This is a genomic window from Selenomonas sp. ND2010 (assembly GCF_000702005.1).
Lineage (GTDB): Bacteria > Bacillota > Negativicutes > Selenomonadales > Selenomonadaceae > Selenomonas_A.
In genome coordinates this window covers 47,790-68,431 of record NZ_JNKI01000015.1, presented here as the reverse complement: position 1 = coordinate 68,431, position 20,642 = coordinate 47,790, and the positions used below count along the sequence as shown (strand labels likewise).

Annotated in this window: 17 protein-coding genes; 2 read left to right on the top strand and 15 right to left on the bottom strand. The window is 47.6% G+C overall.

All coding sequences use genetic code 11. The features are described 5' to 3' along the window. Positions 1–108 precede the first annotated feature (108 nt). The 9 genes from glmS to tsaE form a co-directional block, all read right to left on the bottom strand. Positions 109–1,938: a glutamine--fructose-6-phosphate transaminase (isomerizing) gene (gene glmS / locus T504_RS0107240; protein ID WP_033170396.1), complete on the bottom strand. Its 1,830-nt coding sequence runs from the start codon at positions 1,936–1,938 to the stop codon at positions 109–111. Positions 1,939–2,349: 411 nt separating this feature from the next. Continuing rightward, complete coding sequence (gene groL, locus T504_RS0107235; protein ID WP_033170395.1) at positions 2,350–3,975, bottom strand: chaperonin GroEL; 1,626 nt, start codon at positions 3,973–3,975, stop codon at positions 2,350–2,352. Positions 3,976–4,008: 33 nt separating this feature from the next. Beyond that, complete coding sequence (gene groES, locus T504_RS0107230) at positions 4,009–4,290, bottom strand: co-chaperone GroES (protein ID WP_033170394.1); 282 nt, start codon at positions 4,288–4,290, stop codon at positions 4,009–4,011. A gap of 187 nt (positions 4,291–4,477) precedes the next feature. Further along, positions 4,478–5,065 (bottom strand): ANTAR domain-containing response regulator, encoded by a 588-nt coding sequence (locus T504_RS0107225; protein ID WP_033170393.1) that lies wholly within the window; start codon positions 5,063–5,065, stop codon positions 4,478–4,480. Between the two features lie 5 nt (positions 5,066–5,070). Beyond that, the gene (locus T504_RS0107220) at positions 5,071–6,528 is read right to left on the bottom strand and encodes a sensor histidine kinase (protein WP_033170392.1); all 1,458 of its coding nucleotides are present in this window, start codon (positions 6,526–6,528) and stop codon (positions 5,071–5,073) included. Between the two features lie 115 nt (positions 6,529–6,643). Continuing rightward, positions 6,644–7,684, bottom strand: a complete 1,041-nt coding sequence (tsaD, locus tag T504_RS0107215) for a tRNA (adenosine(37)-N6)-threonylcarbamoyltransferase complex transferase subunit TsaD (protein ID WP_033170391.1) — start codon at positions 7,682–7,684, stop codon at positions 6,644–6,646. A 15-nt stretch (positions 7,685–7,699) separates the two neighbouring features. Continuing rightward, positions 7,700–8,152, bottom strand: a complete 453-nt coding sequence (gene rimI, locus T504_RS0107210) for a ribosomal protein S18-alanine N-acetyltransferase (RefSeq protein WP_033170390.1) — start codon at positions 8,150–8,152, stop codon at positions 7,700–7,702. Beyond that, positions 8,152–8,886, bottom strand: a complete 735-nt coding sequence (gene tsaB / locus T504_RS0107205; protein ID WP_033170389.1) for a tRNA (adenosine(37)-N6)-threonylcarbamoyltransferase complex dimerization subunit type 1 TsaB — start codon at positions 8,884–8,886, stop codon at positions 8,152–8,154. The genes rimI and tsaB overlap by 1 nt, the downstream gene beginning before the upstream one ends. Beyond that, the gene (gene tsaE / locus T504_RS0107200) at positions 8,867–9,349 is read right to left on the bottom strand and encodes a tRNA (adenosine(37)-N6)-threonylcarbamoyltransferase complex ATPase subunit type 1 TsaE (RefSeq protein WP_033170388.1); all 483 of its coding nucleotides are present in this window, start codon (positions 9,347–9,349) and stop codon (positions 8,867–8,869) included. Before tsaE ends, tsaB begins: the two co-directional genes overlap by 20 nt. Before the next feature lie 307 nt (positions 9,350–9,656). Here tsaE and T504_RS0107195 point away from each other — a divergent pair, with 307 nt between their 5' ends. Continuing rightward, positions 9,657–10,202 (top strand): NADH peroxidase, encoded by a 546-nt coding sequence (locus T504_RS0107195; protein ID WP_033170387.1) that lies wholly within the window; start codon positions 9,657–9,659, stop codon positions 10,200–10,202. A gap of 155 nt (positions 10,203–10,357) precedes the next feature. On the opposite strand, the gene T504_RS13865 is transcribed toward T504_RS0107195, so the two are convergent. From T504_RS13865 to T504_RS0107175, 4 genes are all read right to left on the bottom strand, one after another. Beyond that, positions 10,358–12,274, bottom strand: coding sequence for a protein-tyrosine phosphatase family protein (locus T504_RS13865; RefSeq protein ID WP_231473876.1), 1,917 nt, complete (start codon positions 12,272–12,274; stop codon positions 10,358–10,360). An 82-nt stretch (positions 12,275–12,356) separates the two neighbouring features. Continuing rightward, entirely contained in the window at positions 12,357–12,536 is a 180-nt protein-coding gene (locus T504_RS0107185; RefSeq protein ID WP_033170386.1) for a hypothetical protein, read from the bottom strand. Positions 12,537–12,728: 192 nt separating this feature from the next. Continuing rightward, the gene (locus tag T504_RS0107180) at positions 12,729–15,644 is read right to left on the bottom strand and encodes a metallophosphoesterase (RefSeq protein ID WP_033170385.1); all 2,916 of its coding nucleotides are present in this window, start codon (positions 15,642–15,644) and stop codon (positions 12,729–12,731) included. A 90-nt stretch (positions 15,645–15,734) separates the two neighbouring features. Beyond that, positions 15,735–17,102, bottom strand: a complete 1,368-nt coding sequence (locus T504_RS0107175; protein ID WP_033170384.1) for an MFS transporter — start codon at positions 17,100–17,102, stop codon at positions 15,735–15,737. Between the two features lie 258 nt (positions 17,103–17,360). Between T504_RS0107175 and T504_RS0107170 the strand changes: the two genes are divergently transcribed. Continuing rightward, entirely contained in the window at positions 17,361–18,209 is an 849-nt protein-coding gene (locus tag T504_RS0107170) for an AraC family transcriptional regulator (RefSeq protein ID WP_033170383.1), read from the top strand. A gap of 69 nt (positions 18,210–18,278) precedes the next feature. Here the strand turns inward: T504_RS0107170 and T504_RS0107165 are convergent, their stop codons facing one another. Together T504_RS0107165 and T504_RS13860 are read right to left on the bottom strand one after the other, a co-directional pair. Beyond that, entirely contained in the window at positions 18,279–19,835 is a 1,557-nt protein-coding gene (locus tag T504_RS0107165; RefSeq protein ID WP_033170382.1) for an ABC-F family ATP-binding cassette domain-containing protein, read from the bottom strand. A gap of 13 nt (positions 19,836–19,848) precedes the next feature. Then, positions 19,849–20,589: a J domain-containing protein gene (locus T504_RS13860; RefSeq protein WP_051635252.1), complete on the bottom strand. Its 741-nt coding sequence runs from the start codon at positions 20,587–20,589 to the stop codon at positions 19,849–19,851. Between the last annotated feature and the right edge of the window lie 53 nt (positions 20,590–20,642).

Genomic DNA, 20,642 nt, shown 5'->3' with positions numbered 1-20,642 from the left:
TATCATGAAACCGTTTAATACAAAAGAATCTTTTTCACCAAAAAATCCCGTCCGTATCTACGATACGAACGGGATTCTGCTACTACTATCCGGTAACAGCTTTTCTGTTTACTCAACCGTAACGGACTTAGCCAGGTTACGCGGTTTATCGACATCGCAGCCACGCGTGATAGCGGCAAAATATGCCAGCAGCTGCAACGGTACAACCGTAAGAATCGGAATCAGCAATTCATCCGTCTCTGGAACCTTGATAACATGATCAACATATTTCTCCAGTTCCTCATCACCTTCCGCTGCAATACCGATTACCACAGCATCGCGTGCCTTAACCTCTTTGATGTTGGACAGCGTCTTTTCATAGACACTCTTCTGGGTGGCCAGCGCAATGACCGGAACACCTTCAACAATCAAAGCCAACGTACCATGTTTGAGTTCCCCCGCTGCATAAGCCTCCGCATGGATGTACGAAATCTCCTTGAGCTTCAAGGAACCCTCGAGCGCTACGGCATAGTCCAAAGAGCGACCGATATAGAATACGTCTTCGTTGAAACCATACTGTTTCGCAAAAGTCTTGATTGGATTTACATCCTCCAAGGTTTCGCTAATCTGCGCTGGAATCTTCTGAAGCTGGCCGATAAGTTCTGCCAAGCGTTCAGCCGGCTGGCTCTTTTTAATCTGAGCCATGTACAGTGCCAGCATGAAGAACAGGACAATCTGCGTCGTATATGCCTTCGTGGAAGCAACTGCAATTTCTGGGCCAGCCCAAGTATAGATGACCTGATCTGCCTCACGGGCAATCGAGGAACCTACGACATTGGTAAGCGCCAACGTCTTTGCCCCCAGGCGTTTTGCCTCTTTCATAGCAGCCAGCGTATCACTGGTCTCACCAGACTGGGAAACCACGATGAACAAAGTGTTCTCATCGATGATCGGATCACGATAACGGAATTCCGATGCAACATCAACTTCTACCGGCGTACGAACCAGTTTCTCGATATAGAATTTTCCGACCAAGCCGGCATGATAAGCCGTACCACAGGCAACGATATAAATCTTGTTGAACGAATTGAGATAATCCGCATCCCATTTGAGCTCATCCATGACAATGCTCTTACCATCTTTGGAAATACGCGGACTCGTGGTGTCACGAACGGCTTTCGGCTGTTCATGGATCTCCTTGAGCATGAAATGCTCATAACCGCCCTTCTCAGCAGCTTCAGCATTCCAGTTGACTTCAAAGACCTTCTTGGTCACCGGTTCACCCTGACGATTGGAAATCTTGATGGAATCCTTCGTGAGGACAGCCATCTCCCCATCATTTAAGATATACGTACGGCGTGTATACTGGATAATAGCCGGAATATCGGATGCGATGAAGTTCTCACCATCACCCAGACCAATAACCAGCGGATTATCCTGCTTAGCACAAATCAACATTCCCGGATGCTTGCTGCACATAAACACGAGGGAATACGACCCCTCGACACGGCGCAGGACTTCACGTACCGATGCCACAAAGTCACCATTGTAGACTTCTTCGATAAGATGTGCTACAACTTCTGTGTCTGTCTCCGATTTGAACACATGACCCTTTTCAATGAGATCCTCTTTTAACGTCAGATAGTTCTCAATGATGCCATTATGAACGACAACGAAGTCACCGGAGCAATCGGTATGCGGGTGCGAATTGCGATCCGACGGACGTCCATGGGTAGCCCAGCGGGTATGGCCAATGCCCATCACACCCTGCGGCATATTATCCTTGATCTTATCTTTCAAAGATGCCAGACGTCCAACACTTTTCTCCACGCGGATGCTCTCGCCATTGAACACAGCAATACCAGCCGAATCGTAACCACGATACTCGAGCTTAGCAAGACCTTCGAGCAGGAAATTTGCTGCCTGCTTGTCACCGACATAACCTACGATACCACACATAATAGTACCTCCTATGAAATTGTACGATTCCTGTTGTGTCCTCCATCCGCTCTACCTCTCAGGTTCACACCCAAGCTTTAACAGATTTCTATCGACCGGGCCGGCCGGAAGGCATCCGCTGACTATTCGACAACCTTCTCCTCGTCTTCTCAAAAGCAATACGACCACTCTTGAGAACTTGCGCTAGAAATGATTCATTTCTTTTGTTACACCAGAACAACAGGATATTCTCTTCTGGATTTTCTTCTTTTTCAAGCATTGATGAATTTTTCAATGCTTGAACATTATAACCAATTTATTGAAGCTAGTCAATACCAGTCGTCCTCCCCCGTCAAGATAAAAAGACAGGCTATGAAGTTTCCCTCATAGCCTGTCTTATCTTTTCCTTCAAATTGTGATATAAGGAACCCCTTACATCATACCCGGCATGCCCATGCCCGGTGCAGCTGCCGGAGCAGCCGGTTTCTCTTCCAGTTTGTCAGCGACGAGCGTCTCCGTCGTGAGGACCATCGAAGCAATCGAAGCAGCATTCTGCAGGGCAGAACGCGTAACTTTAGCCGGATCGACGATACCTGCTTTAATCATATCAACATACTCGTTCTTGAGTGCGTTGAAGCCGATGCCGTCGCCAGCCTTCTTGACGTTCTCGACAACGACCGAGCCCTCGAGGCCAGCGTTATTGGCAATCTGGCGAACCGGCTCTTCAATAGCGCGGCGAACGATGTTTACGCCGACTTTCTCATCACCCTCAGCCTGGATTTTATCCAGAGCCGGCAGGATGTCGATGAAGGTCGTGCCGCCACCTGCGACGATACCTTCCTCAACCGCAGCACGCGTAGCGTTGAGTGCATCCTCGATGCGGTATTTCTGGTCTTTCATCTCAACTTCCGTTGCCGCGCCGATTTCGATGACAGCTACGCCGCCAGCGAGTTTAGCCAGACGCTCCTGGAGTTTCTCTTTATCAAAGTCAGACGTCGTCTCAGCAATCTGTTTCTTGATCTGAGCAACGCGAGCTGCGATAGCATCCTTATCGCCAACGCCATCAACAATCGTCGTCTCCTCTTTCGTGGAGCGGATCTGACGAGCACGACCGAGATCTTCAATCGTTACGCTGTCGAGTTTACGGCCGAGTTCCTCGCTGATGACATTACCGCCCGTCAGGATAGCGATGTCCTCGAGCATAGCCTTGCGGCGGTCACCAAAGCCCGGAGCTTTAACAGCCAGTGCCTTGAACGTGCCGCGAAGCTTGTTGACAACAATCGTCGTCAGAGCTTCACCGTCAACATCCTCAGCGATGATAGCAAGCTGTTTGCCCTGTTTTACAACCTGCTCGAGAATCGGCAGGATGTCAGCGATAGCGGAAATCTTGCGGTCCGTGATGAGGATATACGGATCGTCAAGGATTGCTTCCATCTTGTCCGTATCCGTTACGAGGTACGGGGAGATGTAGCCGCGGTCGAACTGCATGCCCTCAACAACGGAAAGGTTCGTCGTCATGGACTTGGACTCCTCAACCGTGATAACGCCGTCCTTGCCGACCTTCTCCATAGCCTCAGCAATCAGCTCGCCCGTCTCTTCGTTAGCCGAAGAAATGGAAGCGACCTGAGCGATATCAGCCTTGCCATCAACCTTCTTAGCCTTCGTCTTGATTTCCTCGACGAGAGCTTTGACCGCCGTATCGATGCCCTTCTTGATGATCATCGGGTTAGCACCTGCAACAACGTTGCGCATACCTTCCTGAATCATAGCCTGAGCCAACAGCGTTGCCGTCGTCGTACCATCACCAGCGATATCGTTGGTCTTCGTAGCAACTTCTTTGACGAGCTGTGCGCCCATGTTCTCGAACGGATCCTCGAGCTCAATATCGCGGGCAATCGTCACACCATCGTTCGTAATCGTCGGTGCGCCGAATTTTTTCTGCAGAACAACGTTGCGGCCTTTAGGTCCCAGCGTAACTTTTACGGCGTTAGCCAGTGCATCAACACCGCGGCCCAGTGCGCGGCGTGCATCTTCATCAAACAGAATCTGTTTAGCCATTTCTATTACCTCCAAGGAAATGTATAACGTCTATTACATAACAGCCAGAATGTCGCTCTCGCGAACAATCAGGTATTCTTTATCGTCTACTTTAACTTCCGAGCCCGAATATTTCGAGAAGACAACCACATCGCCTTCTTTAACTTCCATAGCTGCGCGCTCGCCGTTATCCAGCAGCTTACCGGAACCAACAGCAACAACGGTGCCCTTCTGCGGCTTCTCTTTAGCCGTATCCGGCAAAACGATACCGCTGGCAGTCTTTACATCGCCCTCAGCAACTTCAATAACAACTCTTTCGCCTAATGGTTTAATCATAGGTATTCCTCCTATAAAATAAAATAACAAGGTTGGCTTGTTAGCACTCATCAGACCTGAGTGCTAACTGCAATTCTTATAATAATGTTTCTTAGTCAAAATGTCAAGTTGCAAAGCCAAAAAAGTCAAAAAAACAAAGAGTCCCTTTTGACTGGTCAAGTTGACTGGTCAAAACAGACTCTTCGTTTTATACCTTTCCGCCGGCCGCCCGCACAATAGCTTCAGCTACTTCCTTAATGCTAAGCCGTTTCGTCATCGCATAACGTTGAATCCGGCGATAAGCTTCCTGTTCACTAAGCCTATGGGCCGCCATCAAAATCCCCTTTGCTCTATCCACCGTTTTTCGCGTTTCCAGCGAATCTTTGAGCTTTCCCAACTCCTCTTCCATCCCTTGCATCTCTTCCCAACGGGAAAGTGCAATCTCCATGGCGGGAAAGAGATTACTTTCCTTTACCGGCTTTACCAAATACCCCAACACACCGGAATCTTTTGCTTTCTCCACAATGTCCGACTGACTAAACGCTGTCAATAAAAGCACTGGTGCCAATTTCTCCGCAGATATCTTACGAGCAGCAGTGATGCCATCCATTTCTGGCATCTTAATATCCATGATGACCAAATCCGGCTTATGCATCCGGGTAAGCTCCACAGCCTTTCGTCCATTGATGGCTTCCCCCACCACTTCGTGTCCGGCATCTTCCAACATTTCCCGAAGATCCAGGCGAATAATCGATTCGTTATCAGCAATCACCAATCGCAGGCATTTCTTTTTCATAAATGTCATTCCTCCAGACTCTGAACTACTTCGTTGGATATTTCCTGTTCCGGCTTTGGCACGCTGATGCGGGCATGAGTTCCATACCCCCGGCCACGTCCATCATTTTCCAAGGTAAAGCTTCCTTCCAAATCCCCCTCGATCAAAGTGCGGACAATAGAAAGCCCCAAAGAACGCGTCTTGCGGAGATCGAAATTTTCCGGCAAACCACAGCCATCATCATATAAATCAAGGTTCCAATAATTTTCATCCGCTTGAACCGACAAACCGATTTTCCCCGAAGGACGGCCGTTAAAAGCATGTTCCATGGCATTTAAGACCAATTCGTTCAGTACCAATGCCAAAGAACTTGCATATTTAGAAGGCAATACCACATCGGGACCGCTATACTCAGTCCGAATGATAAATTGACTGTCAGCCATATTGCGTCCTACCAAATCGAATATCTGCTGCATCACCTGTTGCACATGAATAGCCTCCTCCCCCTGCTGGGAGAGGAATTCATGTACGACCGAAATCGACAGAACACGATTCACACTCTCCTGTAAGGCTTGACGCACCTCTTCCGACTGGCTGCGCCTAGCCTGCAGCCGTAAAAGACTGGCAATCGTCTGCAGATTATTTTTGACGCGATGATGGATTTCCTGGATTACGGCAGACTTGATGCGAATTTCCTTGTCTTTCGCCCGCACCTCAGTCACATCCGATAATATGACAATACGTCGTACCAGTTGCCCACCTTCCTGCAAATCAATCTGACGCCGAATAAGCGTCAAATTGCCCGCAGTCAATTCCTTCTGCCAAGGCCGCTCTCGCTCCATAGTCTCCCGGCAGATATGACGGGTCAACTGACGGTCAAACAAGTGGCATCCTCGCAAACTGCCGACCCCAAGGACCCGGTATATCCGCTGAGCCGCTGCATTGGCAAACACAATACGGCTAAACTGATCCGTAATCAGGATGCCATCACTAGCCGAAATTCCCCGATACTGTTCCAGCTCTACTCCCTTGCGTGCATGTCCTAACACATCTACCGCAGTTGCCAGCAGGCAGCGATACCCATCAATCTGCAGACGGTCTCCGTCCACTTCAAAACTTACCACCCCGATAACGCGATTCCCATCGCGAATCGCATAGGTATACATATCAATCAAAGAACCATACGTCCATTCCCGCTTGCCTTTTCCGGGCATTCCCGTTGTCATCGTGTCCTGCACTAATGGCTCTTCAATGGCAGGCTGCAGTTTTCCATAATCAGACTCTCGCTTTGACATATAAATAGTCCGCGGACGCTCTTGAGCAATAATCACAAAACTTCCTGTTTTGGCTGCCGGTACATAAACCGTCAGTTGTCCATGGACAAGATCGGCCAAAAACGGAAAAACAATCTTCATCCGCTCCAACAAACCAATCTGCTTTACCGTCAAATTCGTCTGTTGACGACACAGCTCCGCCATATCCATCCACAATCATCTCCCATCCGTTCTCCCTAACAACTACCATAGCGCAAACTTCCAAAAAAAGAGACTGCTCCCACGCATTTCTCATCGTTGAGCAGTCTCACATAATATTATACACTTAATCGTCACAATCGGCTAGTCCCAATCCTGGAACTGCATTGAGATATAAATCGCTGAAACGCCCGGATAGTGACTGATAGTAACCACGGCAACCAATCATAGCCGCATTATCCGTACAAAGAATTTTGCTCGGATATAAGAATCTTACGCCATGTTTTTCTGCCTCTTCACGCAGTCGGCCTTCCAAGCCGCTGTTAGCAGCCACACCACCAGCTAAAACCAAAGTATCACGGCCAGCTTCCTTAACAGCCTGAAAAGCCTTCCCCACGAGTACTTCGATTACCGAGTGTTGGAAGGATGCGGCAATATCCGGCTTATTTAGTTCATGCCCTTTCATCTTCTCACTATTGATATAGTTAAGAACTGCCGATTTCAAACCACTGAAACTAAATTCGTAATTTCCCTTTTCCGTCAACGCCTGCGGAAAATCAATCGCTAAGGGATTCCCCTCTTTTGCCAATGCATCGATGCGTGGTCCTCCTGGATACGGAAGCCCCATAACGCGAGCGATTTTATCAAATGCTTCTCCAGCGGCATCATCTCGTGTTTGGCCCATCATATGGAAGTTATTGTAGCCGCGGACATCTACCAATGCAGTATGCCCTCCCGATACCACCAAGGCCATAAACGGAGGCTCAAGCTCTGGCGAAGAAAGGAAATTCGCAAAGATATGCCCTTCCAGATGATTTACCCCGATAAGTGGTACGCCCAGGGAAAACGCCAACGACTTGGCCGCCGATACCCCCACCAGCAGAGCCCCCACCAATCCAGGCCCATACGTGACTGCCACTTGATCAATATCCGAAAGTTTTACCTTCGCCTCGCGCAGACACTCGTCAATAACCGGCATGATATTTACAATATGTTTCCGCGAAGCAATTTCCGGCACAACACCACCAAACTTCTGATGAACGGGGATCTGCGTTGATATGATATTGGAAAGTATCGTACGCCCACCACGAAGTATTGCCGCGGATGTTTCATCGCAGCTCGACTCAATCGCCAGCGTCAACAATTCTTCTTTTTTTTCCTTCTCCATAAGTATCTCCATCCATCAAAGTTTTGTATTCCACATGATAATTGCATCCTCACCATCATCTTGATAATAATGCGGACGACGCCCAGCATCCTTAAATCCATAACGAGCATAAAGCGCACGCGCCGGCGCATTGGAAGGACGCACCTCAAGGGTCATTGCCGTCACACCTTTGGCCTTTACCGCATCGATAATCGCACCAAACAATTTCGTGCCGATGCCCTGACCACGGTATTCCGGTAAAATTGCTACATTCGTAATCTGACATTCCTCAAACGAAATCCAGCAACCAACATAACCGATAACCCGCTCACCATCCAGCGCCAGCAGGTAAACCGTATTTTCATTGGCTGCCTCTTTCCAAAAGGATTCCCGTGACCAGGGAATCGCAAAACAGGCTTTTTCTACAATTTCGACAGCATCGGCATCTTCCGGCGCCATCTCACGAAAGCTCAGCGATTCTACCTCCATCACATTTCCTCCGTCGGAAGGGTATTCTTGGCCGCTTCCGGATGCCGTTTCTCCCAAAGTACCTCGGCCTCACTGCGGCGGATATAAACCGGCTCAAGCTCCATGATATTATCCGTCCGGCCAGATGCTAGGTCTTCCAATCCCAGCATAGCGACACATGCTGCCCGTGGCATCATAAGATGCGCAGGCGCTGCTGTGACATTTTGGGGAAGATCCATCTTACCAACGATTTTTTTCTGCACAGCATCGCCCAGCAATACTACGGGTTCCTCCATGCGGGCACACCAAGCAACCACATCAGCAATCTTAGCGACCTGTACCTCATCAATAACGTTCAACTTTCCGTGTTCCCAACGGTAAGTCTCTACATAAGCATTGCCCTTCTGTGCATCTAATAGACATACTAGACGCACGCCCTGGACTGGATAATGATAAGCGAACGCCTTCAACGTCGATACGCCCACTAACGGCAAATCCAGCGCATAAGCCATAGCCTTTGCCGCTGCCAAACCAATCCGCAATCCGGTAAAAGACCCCGGACCAATGCTAACAGCAATTCCTTCCAATTTATCTTTTGCAACGGATGCCATTTTGAGCACCTGTTCAATATGGGGCATCAAAGTTTCCGAATGGGTGAGTTTAGCCTGCATGGTAAGCTCCGCAGACAATCGTTCCTTTGAAGCAACCGCCACACTCGATACTTGCGTCGAGGTATCAATGGCTAGTATGGACAAATGTCTCCAACTCCTTTATGAATTCCTGATTTTTCTCGCCTGCACTAGAGAACATAAAGCGGCGGCTGTTCTCAGTCTCCCCCGTCCGCTCAATCGAGATTTTCACATAATCCTCTGGAAGTGACTCCGGAAACTTATCCGGCCACTCGATTACTACAATCCCCTCTGGTTCCTCCGTGTATTCATAGAACCCAATATCCTCTAACTCTTCTTCTGTTTCCAGCCGGTAAAGGTCAAAATGGTAGATGCGGCAAATCCCTTCATATACATTCATGAGATTGAACGTCGGACTTGTCACTTCTCCCTCAACGCCCAGGGTATGCGCAAGACTCTGAACAAACAGCGTCTTCCCCGCCCCCAGATCGCCCTCCAGGCAAAGCACGGTTCCCTCCCGGATCTTTTGCCCCACCAGCTCGGCTAGGTGTACAGTTTCTTCGGGAGAACTTGTCATACAGGTAAACATTCGTTATTTACTCTCCTATATACATTGCGTTTAAAAAACATCATTCAGTCTAATATTATAGCACGAAGCTTCATTGCTGCCAAATTAAGTAACGGATAATAATTATTAATTGATATTTTATTTAAAAAACTACGTTATGCTGAGAATTGTGAAGATTTTAGGTGTTACAGCTATATAATCTTATTTTTTGACGATATTTAGTTATTTATATTTCCCTCTAGATAGCCTATAATAAAAGCGTACCAATCAAATAGCACCAATAATAAATAATTATTGGTTCATGTGTTTATATAGGAGGTTTTTCATTATGAAAAAATTTGTATGCACGGTCTGTGGTTATGTTTATGAGGGCGAGCAGGCTCCAGCAGTATGTCCAATCTGCAAAGCTCCAGCTGACAAATTCGTCGAGCAGAGCGGTGATATGACCTACGCCGATGAACATCACGTTGGAACTGCCAAAGACGTTGATCCGCGCATCATTGAAGGTCTTCGCCAAAACTTCACCGGCGAATGCTCCGAAGTTGGCATGTATCTCGCTATGGCCCGTCAAGCTGACCGTGAAGGTTACCCAGAAGTTGCAGAAGCTTACAAACGCTATGCATGGGAAGAGGCTGAACACGCAGCCAAATTTGCTGAGCTTCTCGGCGAAGTATTGACCAATAGCACTAAGAAAAATCTCGCTATGCGCATCGATGCTGAACATGGTGCTTGCGCTGGCAAGAAAGAGCTCGCTACTCTGGCAAAACAGCTGAACCTGGATGCTGTTCATGACACGGTTCATGAAATGGCTAAGGACGAGGCTCGTCATGGCCGCGGCTTCAAAGGCTTGTTCGACCGTTACTTTGGCGAATAATCCAGCCCATCTATCTTACGCTTCCAATTCAACATAATATAAAGAAAAAAGGTGCGGCAAAATACTTTCGTATTTTGCCGCACCTTTTTATGCCCATTTTAGAAAAGATCCGTTAAAAGAATGTACAACCCTTTGAGGGCAATTATATACCACTATCAGATATCCTCATGTTCCCGCAACCACTGTGACCACTTTAAGGAAAAACCATCCTTATGGGCAGCCTGCACATAACGATAGAATTTCTCAATCATTCTGGCCTTTTGGTGATAGTAATCAGCTTTCCATTGGCCCGGCACAGCCTTGGCTGATTCATAAGCCACATAAGCGCCTCCCAGCAGATACTGCCGGGAAAGAATATCACGCAAGGGTACCTCAGGATTTTTCATCATATCATACATAGCCATATAAGCCGTGGTCCTGCCTTTCCCCGCCTGGCAATGAAAATGCAGCCAAGCATCCTGGGGCAGTGACTGAGTAAACGCAATAAACTTCTCAATGTTTGCAGCCGCCGGCCATACATGATCCGTATCCGTGAGACGCAAATAATGCCAGCCAGCACCTTCCACCAGCTGCTGCTCACTCATGACTTTGTCTATTTTCTCCTTATGCGGATTAGCCGGCAGCTTTTTCTTATCCAATTTTGCCAGCAAAAGGCTCTTCCCCTTAGCTTGGTGAAGCCGTTTGCTCTCATCGCATAAAACTTCCTGCCGTGTCTTGCCCACATTTCCCCAATCGCGGTCGCCATACCAACTGACCGCATGACCATTGAACAGTCCATGGGATTCCTGGCGCAAATCCAACACATAAACAGGACCTTGCGTTTTGGCCTTTAGTGCCTGCTGCAATGCCTTGAATTCTCCAGCAGAAAATTCTGCACTACCGGACATAGCTAGGCTGTCAAGCCCCTGGCGGGAAGGGGTCTGTGTAAAGCCTTTTCCCACTTTATCCGCAGGCATATCCTGCTTGAACGGGCCATCTGCCGTGCGGAAATTTCTGGGCAGACTCTCCTTGTTTTCTGCATCGATCCGCCAGATATAGCCGCTGTAGTCCGGCTCCCACAGATTAACCTTATGTTTTTTTGCCCAAACGCTGTAGGGGACTTCTAGTTTCGGGTTTTCCTTGACATAATCATAGAAGTGCGCCACAAATTGATAACGCTCAATATATGCCTTGCGCCCATAATTACGCTTTTTTTCAGGTATATCACTCAAATCAACTATGCCGATGAGTTTCTGCCGTTGAATGATATCATCAAAGCTCACCGATCTGGCATTTTTCAAAATGTCATGCATGACAAAGAAAATTGTTGTACGCCCCATCCCTGCATAGCAGTGATAATGCAGCCAGGCATCCTGGGGCAGCTGCTTGTAAAACGCCACAAAATGGTCAACATCCGAATCCTCCGGCCGGAAATGATCTTGAAGGGTCAACCGAAAATAATTTGCTCCGTGCTGGCGTACCATTTCTTCCTCTGTACGCACTTGGCTGTAGGGCTGCAAAACCGGTTCTAATAACACATTCTTATTGTCATCGAAGCGATATACCTGACAAGCTTTTTGCCCAGCTAAAGCCCCTAACTGTTCTTTTTCCAACGGCAGAATAATATCCGCCTTGCGGTCATCATTCCCCCAATCATGATCAGCATACCAGCTTACAGCCGTACCATCTAAATAACCATGGGACTCGCCACGCAGGTCAATATCATAAAATTTATCCGCACTTACAGGCACTGCTGCCAAGACAGCCTCCAGTTCTTTCTCGGAAAAGCAGCTGGACGCAGAAGCGTGCAGTTTTTCCAAGCCCTGTCTAGTGGGCATAATGCCCGATTTAGTCATCCCCTTGTATTCGTCTGTGGCCATACGAAAATTTCTGGGCAGCTGATACACATCCGCCCGATCTACTTTTAACCCCAGCACTGGTGGATTTTTTACAACCAGCGGGGCCTGTTGCATCGCCTGAATTACTTTTGCCTGCTGCTCCTGCGGACCAGCGAAAACCGTACACGGTAATCCAGCCGCCAATAACGCCACCAAAAATGACGCGCCTGTTTTTCTGTTAAAAAGCATTGCCATGACATAACATCTCCTTAATTTTCTTCTATTAGTTATACTCGCATCAAAAAATTTGTCAACTTCAATACAATTTTTCTATCAGCTAAAACTTCGCTGTAAATTTAAGATAGGTAAAGCCACGTCCTTCTTTCGTTAAAGAAGAACCTGTCCCCCCTTTGCGAGCTACGCCCTCCGTATCGACCGCTGCAGCCACTTGCCCTGGCGGCCACCACAAACTACCAGCTGCCACTGCTGCCAATACTTGTTTGCTTATTTTTTCCACACGTATCACCATCCTAAGTTACTATATTAAAGCAACATTTCCTTGATTCAGACACATTATATAAGATTGTTGTTTATTGATTTCTCTTGTATTTTGCTATTCTTAACGCAAAAGTACATATTATTGCTTTTACGCTCATTCCTAAAAAACACGCCTCCGCAGTATAAACTGCGAAGGCGTGTTACTTCTTCCTTACCCGTGGATAACATCCGTGTATTCAGGAAAATCCCGCAACCTATCTGCCGGCGCAAAACCAGCCGCGCCAGTAAAGATTCCTTTTTCCCACTGAGAACGGGTCGACCAAAACATATCGGCAAAATCATTGCCATTCGTGGCAATAACCTGGTACTCCTGCAATTCCGGCACAAAGGTACCTTCAGGCCCCACTTCCGCAAACATTTCAGTGCGTATGCGCAAGTATTGAGCTTCCGGCAACGATGTCAGATCCGTATAATGCGTGCCATCTTGAACAGCTATCGTCAAAGCCCCCTTTACCGTAACACCATCATCGGACACCTCCACTACAGCCTTTATCCCCGCCTGCAAAGGTACATTCGCACTAGCCTTTATTTGCTTAAATTGCCAATATTTCTTTTCCGTCTTGAAGGCTGGAGCATAAATGGCAGGGTGCCGCCACTCCGTAGTATGAGTTCCCACCTTGAGAATGTTACGAAAATCCAGCCACAAAGCCAGCTTTCCATCCTGAGGTCCAGCTTCCAACGGAGCATCCAGTACCGCCTTGTTCTCTTCTGCAGAAAAGCCTCGTCGATAAAAGCGCACTTGACTTATCCGCCCCGGCAAATGCGTGAAGTATTTAGGGCGACCGATTTCCTCAATCACATGTCCAATATAAGAGTAACCGATAAAAATCGGCTCCTGCCCCCATTGGCGCAGCTCCGCCTCTCCGGGAATGGCACCCACATGAGCCACCTGATTGCCATCACAATAGGAATCACCACCACAGGATTTATCAAAGGTCATGGTATATTGCGCCCATTGCCCCACCTTGGCTTCGCCACCTTGCCAGGAATATTCCGTAATCCCATGGCAGGTCCCCCATTTAAGGCCTCCGGCACGCTCTACCACCATACGCATAAAGTAGGTGGCTCCCCAGCCCACCGATTTACCTCGTACCATCAGCGGATTATGACCCATTTCATTTTCATGAGCCAATCTCTCGACCTTAGCCCATACCATCCCAGTAAAGCCCTGCTCTGCCAACAAATCCGGAGCTGGCAGCACCTCTATATAATCCCCATAATGCTCCAGACAAACCTCAATATGTCCTCCCCGCTCCAGAACTTTCGGGGTGCCATGCATAAGCGCCGTATGTCCACAGCCAGATTTATCCTGTACTCGGGGAATAATGCGGATTCCCTTTTCAATACACACCTCCTTAGGCAATCTGTCAGCTAAGCTAATTTGATAATCTCCCCCTTGATCAAACTTGTATCGGAACTCAATATATTTTTTCTCGTGACCTCTGAAAAAAATAATCTTAGATTCCATCAACCGCTGATTTATATAAAAGGGAATCGAGGTATATATTTCATGATCTAGGTTATTGGTGGCCTCAACCCCCGCTGTTACACAATCCGACATCCTGCCATGTCCTGCCTGCAGCCGCATGTGTGCAAAGGACAACTGGCTGGGTTCATAGACCAGCAACTTTAACTTTTGCCCACCGTACTCCAAGATGTGCTCCCCTGGCTGCCGAGCTTGATAGATAGCCGTTAACCGCCTTTTTTCCCCCGGTTCTAACAATACCGACTGACTGTTTTCCTCACTACCAAAAAGATTCAGTACCTGTTCCACTCCGTTGTCTGACAAAATCACCCGGGCATCTGCCACACCAGCCCCTTGATTATAGGCCTGGACACGCACCTCCACATGCCCGTTGTTATCCAAGCGGCGCAATTCTGCAGCCGTATATTCCACCTGTGGATGTGCCTGCTCAAGGCGCACACAGTCTACTAAAGCACTGCCACCATCTGGTGTATACCCATAGAGATTATAAACGATAGTATCAGCCGTAACATCCAGGACCCCATAGTTATTCCTGCCCATCGCTGTCACTTCGGGAAAATCTTCCAACAGTCTTCTTTCCCCATCACTGCGCGTCAACTGAACTTCTGGGTCCTGAGCACTCCCCTGGCAAACATAGACTGTCTTGGCGCCAATTGCAGGATCACTGGAAATGGCTTTCACATAATAATGCAAATGACCGCCGATTACCAATTCGACCCCACACCTCTCTGCTAAAGGCACCAAATATTTATTATTAAAAGCATCAGTATAGGGATGATGCGCCACCAATATCCGCCACTTAGCATTACGCGCCTGGCTGCTTTGCAACTCATCCTCTAACCAGGCAAGTATTTCCGCTATATGCCGATGCTCCTTCTCCGGCAGCTGCACACCGGAATTAACTGCATTCATCTCCAACAGCCCCCAGGGATTGCTATCGGCAAACAGGAAGAACGCAGGCCCTGCAGCAAAGGAAAACACACGTCCATCTGGCATCGCATGCAGTATTTTAGACTGGGGCCTAGCGAAGAAACTATCGAAAAAAGGACCATCGTCGTGATTGCCAGGAATATAACAAACGGGCACTTCCCGAAGGATATCGGGAATTTTCTGGAACCAGTGACGAGCATAGTGCTCATGCTGATAGCCAGTTCCCGGAGGAATATCTCCGCCATGGATGATAAAGTCCGGTTTTTCCCGTCTGACAACATCTGCAAACTGCGAAGCCGCATTAAACAAATGCGAATCCGATAAGGTAATGATATGCAGTGCCTGAGGTGACTCAGCTAACGAGCAGAAACTCCCCTGGGAAAGAATCTGCTCCTGATAACAAATCCGATAACTGACTTTAGTTTCCGGCGATAGCTCTGTGAGCTTCGCCGTATATAGACACCCCCCATCGGCATTTTCCCGATATGACGGTTCCCGTTCAAATACTGCCGAAACCTTTCTCTCCCCAGTTTTGCTGTCATAATATACCGTGTAATTCCCCGGTTTTTCTGTTTCCCAAGCCAGCAAAACATGCGTTGCGGCCAGCCCCATTAGATAGGGGCCATTGCTTATCTTCATCTGCTGCTCCATAATGATCTGCCTCCATTACTTTGGCCTTGGCATAGCTGCCTTGTTCATAAATCTCCTTAATCCTTTTCGACTGCTGCCTAAAGTCCAGCCTTAAGCTGCAGCGTGATGCGTTTCGTGTACCTCCTCGCTCCTGTTTTTCTTTGCCCACAAGGTAGGTACGATAAGTAATGTCATCAACACTACTGAACCAATCCAAAAAGTGGTGATCGTACCGAACTGATAAGTAGTAACACCATCTACCACTACCTTAGCAGAATCCATCAACATGCCGTTTACAATATCCTGCAAAGCAGCACCACCATAAGCCAATAGGCCAATAACTCCCATAGCTGCACCTGTTGCTTTACGCGGGCAAAGGTCAACAGCCAGCAGTCCACCGACAAAGCAAAGAATGACCCCCAAACCAAAACCAAATACAGCGATACAAACTGCGGCCAACGTAGTGTTTCCGGCAGGCACAAAGCAAACGCCAATAATTCCCACCAGCATGACCAAGCCAAACACAATCGTAGTAACAGAATGACGCGATTTAAAAATCTTGTCGGAAATGATTCCCGATAAGAAAGACCCTACGCCCCCCAGAATCGGCGACAAGGACATAATACTCCCTGCCGTAACCAGGTCCAATCCCTTGGCTTCCTGCAGGAAAATAACGCCCCAGCTACTGATGGAATACCGTGAAATTCCTAGACAAATAGCTGCCGCTGCCAAAAGCCAAACATAAGGATTTTTGATAACCATCATCTGGGCTTCTTTCGTTGAAACTTCCTGCTCCTTCTGTTCCTGAACAATCTCACCTTCAAATTCGTTGGCAGAGGGCAAACCGTAAGACTCTGGCCGATCACGCATAAAGCGGTACATGATGAAAGCCAACACGATGCAGGCTACACCTGGCAAAAAGAATGCAGCGTGCCATCCAAAAGCTACGATAATCATGGCCGTTCCCAGATAAGTAGCACCTTCACCTACATAATGGGCAATACTGAACACCCCATAATAGGTTGCCAGCTGACTCTTGGAAAACCATTGAGACAAGGATACAATACAGGGCGCTGACCCCATGGACTGGAAGACACCATTGACAATCCACAGCGCCAAGAATACCCAATAGGCATTGCTAAAGCCCAAAATAGCATTGACGATAGCCGCCCCCAGCAGTCCTAAAGGAACGATTTTCTTGATATTACAATGATCCGCAATAAAGCCGTTGGCACATTTGCCAATGGCGATGGCAACCATCATACCTGCTCCCATGGCACCCAATTCCGTAGGGGTAAATCCCTCTTCAATCATAGGTTTTTTAGCCACGCCCAGTGTCATCCTCATCACATAGTACATGCCATAACCCAGAATCATCGCTGTGACAGCTTGAAGCCTGGCCGAGTGATACATCTTCTTAACCAGTTCCTCATCATGGATCCTTGGCTTATCCGGATTGGTCAGAAACCATTTAAACATAAGCACACTCTCCTTCTTTGTAATAACGGAATCTGCCAGTAATTCTTTTTCTTTTCTGAAAATACTGGCTTTTGTGGTGATTTTTTGGTATAATAATTAGGTAAGTATTGAGTAAATGATGTCCTACTCAACCATAACATAATCATTAACCACCCTTGATGATTATTATATTACAGTTATTTCAGATTATTCTTCATTATTTTGCTTTGTTTTTATTCCTATTACATTTTCTTGCTATCATTGGAAAAGGGCGATTTTATGTCACTACTTACTTTTAATCCTACGACAAATCCGCGATTTGCATCCGAACAAACGGTACAACTATCTTATCTCTGTCTCCTGTCCTCCGATACTCTGCCATTGCCAGCCGATTGCTGTGATCAGGCAGAAATCCTCTTCATTATGAAGGGCAGCGGCACCTGTACCATCCACAACACTTCCCATCCGGTAAGCAGGGGCGATATTGTCCTCGTTAATCAGGGCTGCCTGCATTCCTTTTTGCCCCAAAACGGCACCGCCACACGGGCCTTAGCGCTAGGTTTTAAGCGTCTGCAGATCAAAGGGTTACGCCCAGGACAGTTTCTCCCCTCAGAAGCCGTCCCCATCATCCACACAGGGCACACCTATCCATTAATCGCCCAATTCTTTCAGCAGACAAAGAAAATAATTACCAGTCTTCCCTCCCAACTTCATCAAGAAGCATGCAATCATCTAGCTCAGGCTCTGATACTGCTGATATTAGAACAATATAATCACACTACCGTTGCTAATCGCGATGCTGCATATACCTTAGGGCAATATATCAAAACCTATCTGGACAATCACTATCTAGAAGAACTTTCTCTGTCGCAAATTGCACAGAACCTACACATCAGCCCATACTATCTGTCACATATTTTCAAGGAATGCACGGGCTGTTCTCCCATGCAATACATCACTCAATTGCGTATCTCGGAAGCCCAGAATCTGTTGCTCTCCACGAAACAAAGCGTCACCACCATAGCCATGCAATGCGGCTATAATAATTCCAACTACTTCCAGTCTGTCTTCAGCAAATTCGTAGGTATGCCACCTGGAAAATACCGCAATACTTGGAAGCAGACATAAAAAAGAAGGTGGACAAAATGCCAAAGCATTTTGTCCACCTTCTTTTTTATGATCATTTTCCTGCTACGGTCAAATGATCTTGGTTGACCAGTTTTCAATATTCCAAACCGAATCCACGATATCCTCGTAAAAATCTGGTTCATGGGAAACCAACAAAACTGTTCCCTTATACTCTTTGATCGCCCGCTTGAGTTCTTTTTTGGCCTCCACATCCAAATGATTCGTAGGCTCGTCGAGAACCAGCAGATTGACTGGCTTCTGCATGATTTTGCAGAGACGGACCTTGGCCGCTTCACCACCCGAAAGTGCCATCATCTTCGTGGTGATATGCTCATTGGTCAGGCCGCATGAAGCCAGTGCCGCCCGGACTTCAAAGTTGCTCATACCTGGGTAATCCTGCCACAGCTCTTCCAATGCCGTATTCGAATTTCCCGAAGCGCTTTCCTGCTCAAAATAGCCAACCGAAACAAACTCGCCCAATTCCACATTGCCAGAAATAGCAGGAATCATCCCTAACATGGTTTTGAGCAACGTGGATTTACCTAAACCATTCGTTCCCCGAATCGCAATCTTCTTGTTGCGCTCCACCCGGATATCCACTGGATTCGTAAGCGGAGTATCATACCCCAGCACCAGTCGCTTGCCCTCGATGACAAATCGCGATGGAGTTCGATCCGATTGAAAATGAAAATGCGGTTTCGGCTTTTCCTGACGTTTCGTCAGGACTTCCATTTTATCGAGACGTTTTTGACGACTGTTTGCCATCCCGCGCGTTGCCACCCGCGCCTTATTACGCTGGATAAAGTCCTGTTCTTTCTTGATTTCTGCCTGCTGGCGCTCATACGCAGCTTCTTCCTGCCGGCGTTTTAACGCAGCCATTTCCTCAAATTTCTCATAGCTTCCCGTATAGCGGTCCAAGCTCAAATTATCGACATGATAGATTACATTGGTAACCGCATTGAGGAACGGCACATCATGGGAAACGAGAATAAAGGCATTCTCATAATTCTGCAGATAATTTGTCAGCCAGTTGATATGCTCCACATCAAGATAATTCGTCGGCTCATCGAGAATCAGGATTTCCGGATTCTGAAGCAAAAGTTTTGTGAGTAGCACCTTCGTGCGCTGTCCGCCCGAAAGTTCATCAACGGTACGATCAAGGCCAATGTCACGAAGGCCGAGGCCCGCAGACACTTCTTCAATCCGCGCATCGAGCGTATAATAACTGCCCGCCTCCAGCATATCCTGGATATCGCCGACATCCTTCATGAGCTTATCGACTTCTTCTGGCGTCGCATCTCCCATCTTATCATAAGCAGCCAGCATTTCCTGTTCCGCCTGTACCATATCTTCAAAAGCCGTCCGGAGGGTATCGCGAATCGTCATGCCGGCTTTGAGTATTGCATGCTGGTCAAGATAGCCAACCTTAACGCGTTTGGCCCATTCAATCGTTCCCGCATCTGGCGTAAGCTGACCGGTGATAATGGATAGAAACGTAGATTTTCCCTCTCCATTAGCGCCCACCAAGGCAACATGTTCACCTTTCAATAAGCGAAAACTAACATCCTCAAAAATCTCACGGCCTCCATAGCTATGCGATAAATGGGATACGTTCAATATGCTCATATATTACTTCCTTTCAAAGTTTTTCCCCGACATCAATGGTTTCACCATCACTCAAAGGTTGATTTCCCGACCGATCCTTCAACTCATTACGAGGTTCTGGATTCTTTTCTTTGGATCCCTCAGGGACGCTCTGTTTGCCATCGATCAGCACCGAACCGCCCGAAGTATCGTCTTCTGCCTTGCCATTTCCCTTCGAATTTCCCGGATGGAGTTTCTCGTCATTGGAATCATACGATGGAGCAGGAACATACGCAGGGTTATTGCTTTCCCGCGATCGCTCCTCTACCGCTGGATTTCCCTTCAAACTTTTGTAATGTACTTCATTATCATCATCAGTCCCCCAAAAGAACCACACCAAAGCCCCACCTAAAAGCACGATTAAGCCGGCAAGAACATATTTGATTTTGCCCGCAGCAAAATTATGCAAATTTTCATCATGATGCTTCTTGCTTAAATGTCTACGGGCTGAGCGCGGCGGAATTGTTTCCTGATGTACCGCATGATGCTCTCGTGGCAGTTCCCGCACCTTGTGCTGTTCCTGCAGCCTTGCCGCATCATATTGGCCGCGCGCTGCCGGATCCGACAAAATCCGATAGGCTTCATTCAGCTCACTCATATGCCGGCTGGCTTCTTCCGGCGGCAGCTTCGATAAGTCCGGATGATATTTTTTTGCTAAAGTCTGGTAGGCTTTCTTTATAATATCCGCTGACGCTTTCGGATGTACCTGTAACAACTCATAGTAATCCTTAATCACCCGTATCACCTCATCCTACATGATTCACCATTCGAAAAAAGTGATTCAGCCAA

Excerpts from the sequence above, each read along its gene's own strand:
- glmS (WP_033170396.1), bottom strand. The coding sequence starts at position 1,938 with ATGTGTGGTATCGTAGGTTATGTCGGTGACAAGCAGGCAGCAAATTTC.
- groL (WP_033170395.1), bottom strand. The coding sequence starts at position 3,975 with ATGGCTAAACAGATTCTGTTTGATGAAGATGCACGCCGCGCACTGGGC.
- groES (WP_033170394.1), bottom strand. The coding sequence starts at position 4,290 with ATGATTAAACCATTAGGCGAAAGAGTTGTTATTGAAGTTGCTGAGGGC.
- T504_RS0107225 (WP_033170393.1), bottom strand. The coding sequence starts at position 5,065 with ATGAAAAAGAAATGCCTGCGATTGGTGATTGCTGATAACGAATCGATT.
- T504_RS0107220 (WP_033170392.1), bottom strand. The coding sequence starts at position 6,528 with ATGGATATGGCGGAGCTGTGTCGTCAACAGACGAATTTGACGGTAAAG.
- tsaD (WP_033170391.1), bottom strand. The coding sequence starts at position 7,684 with ATGGAGAAGGAAAAAAAAGAAGAATTGTTGACGCTGGCGATTGAGTCG.
- rimI (WP_033170390.1), bottom strand. The coding sequence starts at position 8,152 with ATGGAGGTAGAATCGCTGAGCTTTCGTGAGATGGCGCCGGAAGATGCC.
- tsaE (WP_033170388.1), bottom strand. The coding sequence starts at position 9,349 with ATGTTTACCTGTATGACAAGTTCTCCCGAAGAAACTGTACACCTAGCC.
- T504_RS0107195 (WP_033170387.1), top strand. The coding sequence starts at position 9,657 with ATGAAAAAATTTGTATGCACGGTCTGTGGTTATGTTTATGAGGGCGAG.
- T504_RS13865 (WP_231473876.1), bottom strand. The coding sequence starts at position 12,274 with ATGGCAATGCTTTTTAACAGAAAAACAGGCGCGTCATTTTTGGTGGCG.
- T504_RS0107180 (WP_033170385.1), bottom strand. The coding sequence starts at position 15,644 with ATGGAGCAGCAGATGAAGATAAGCAATGGCCCCTATCTAATGGGGCTG.
- T504_RS0107175 (WP_033170384.1), bottom strand. The coding sequence starts at position 17,102 with ATGTTTAAATGGTTTCTGACCAATCCGGATAAGCCAAGGATCCATGAT.
- T504_RS0107170 (WP_033170383.1), top strand. The coding sequence starts at position 17,361 with ATGTCACTACTTACTTTTAATCCTACGACAAATCCGCGATTTGCATCC.
- T504_RS0107165 (WP_033170382.1), bottom strand. The coding sequence starts at position 19,835 with ATGAGCATATTGAACGTATCCCATTTATCGCATAGCTATGGAGGCCGT.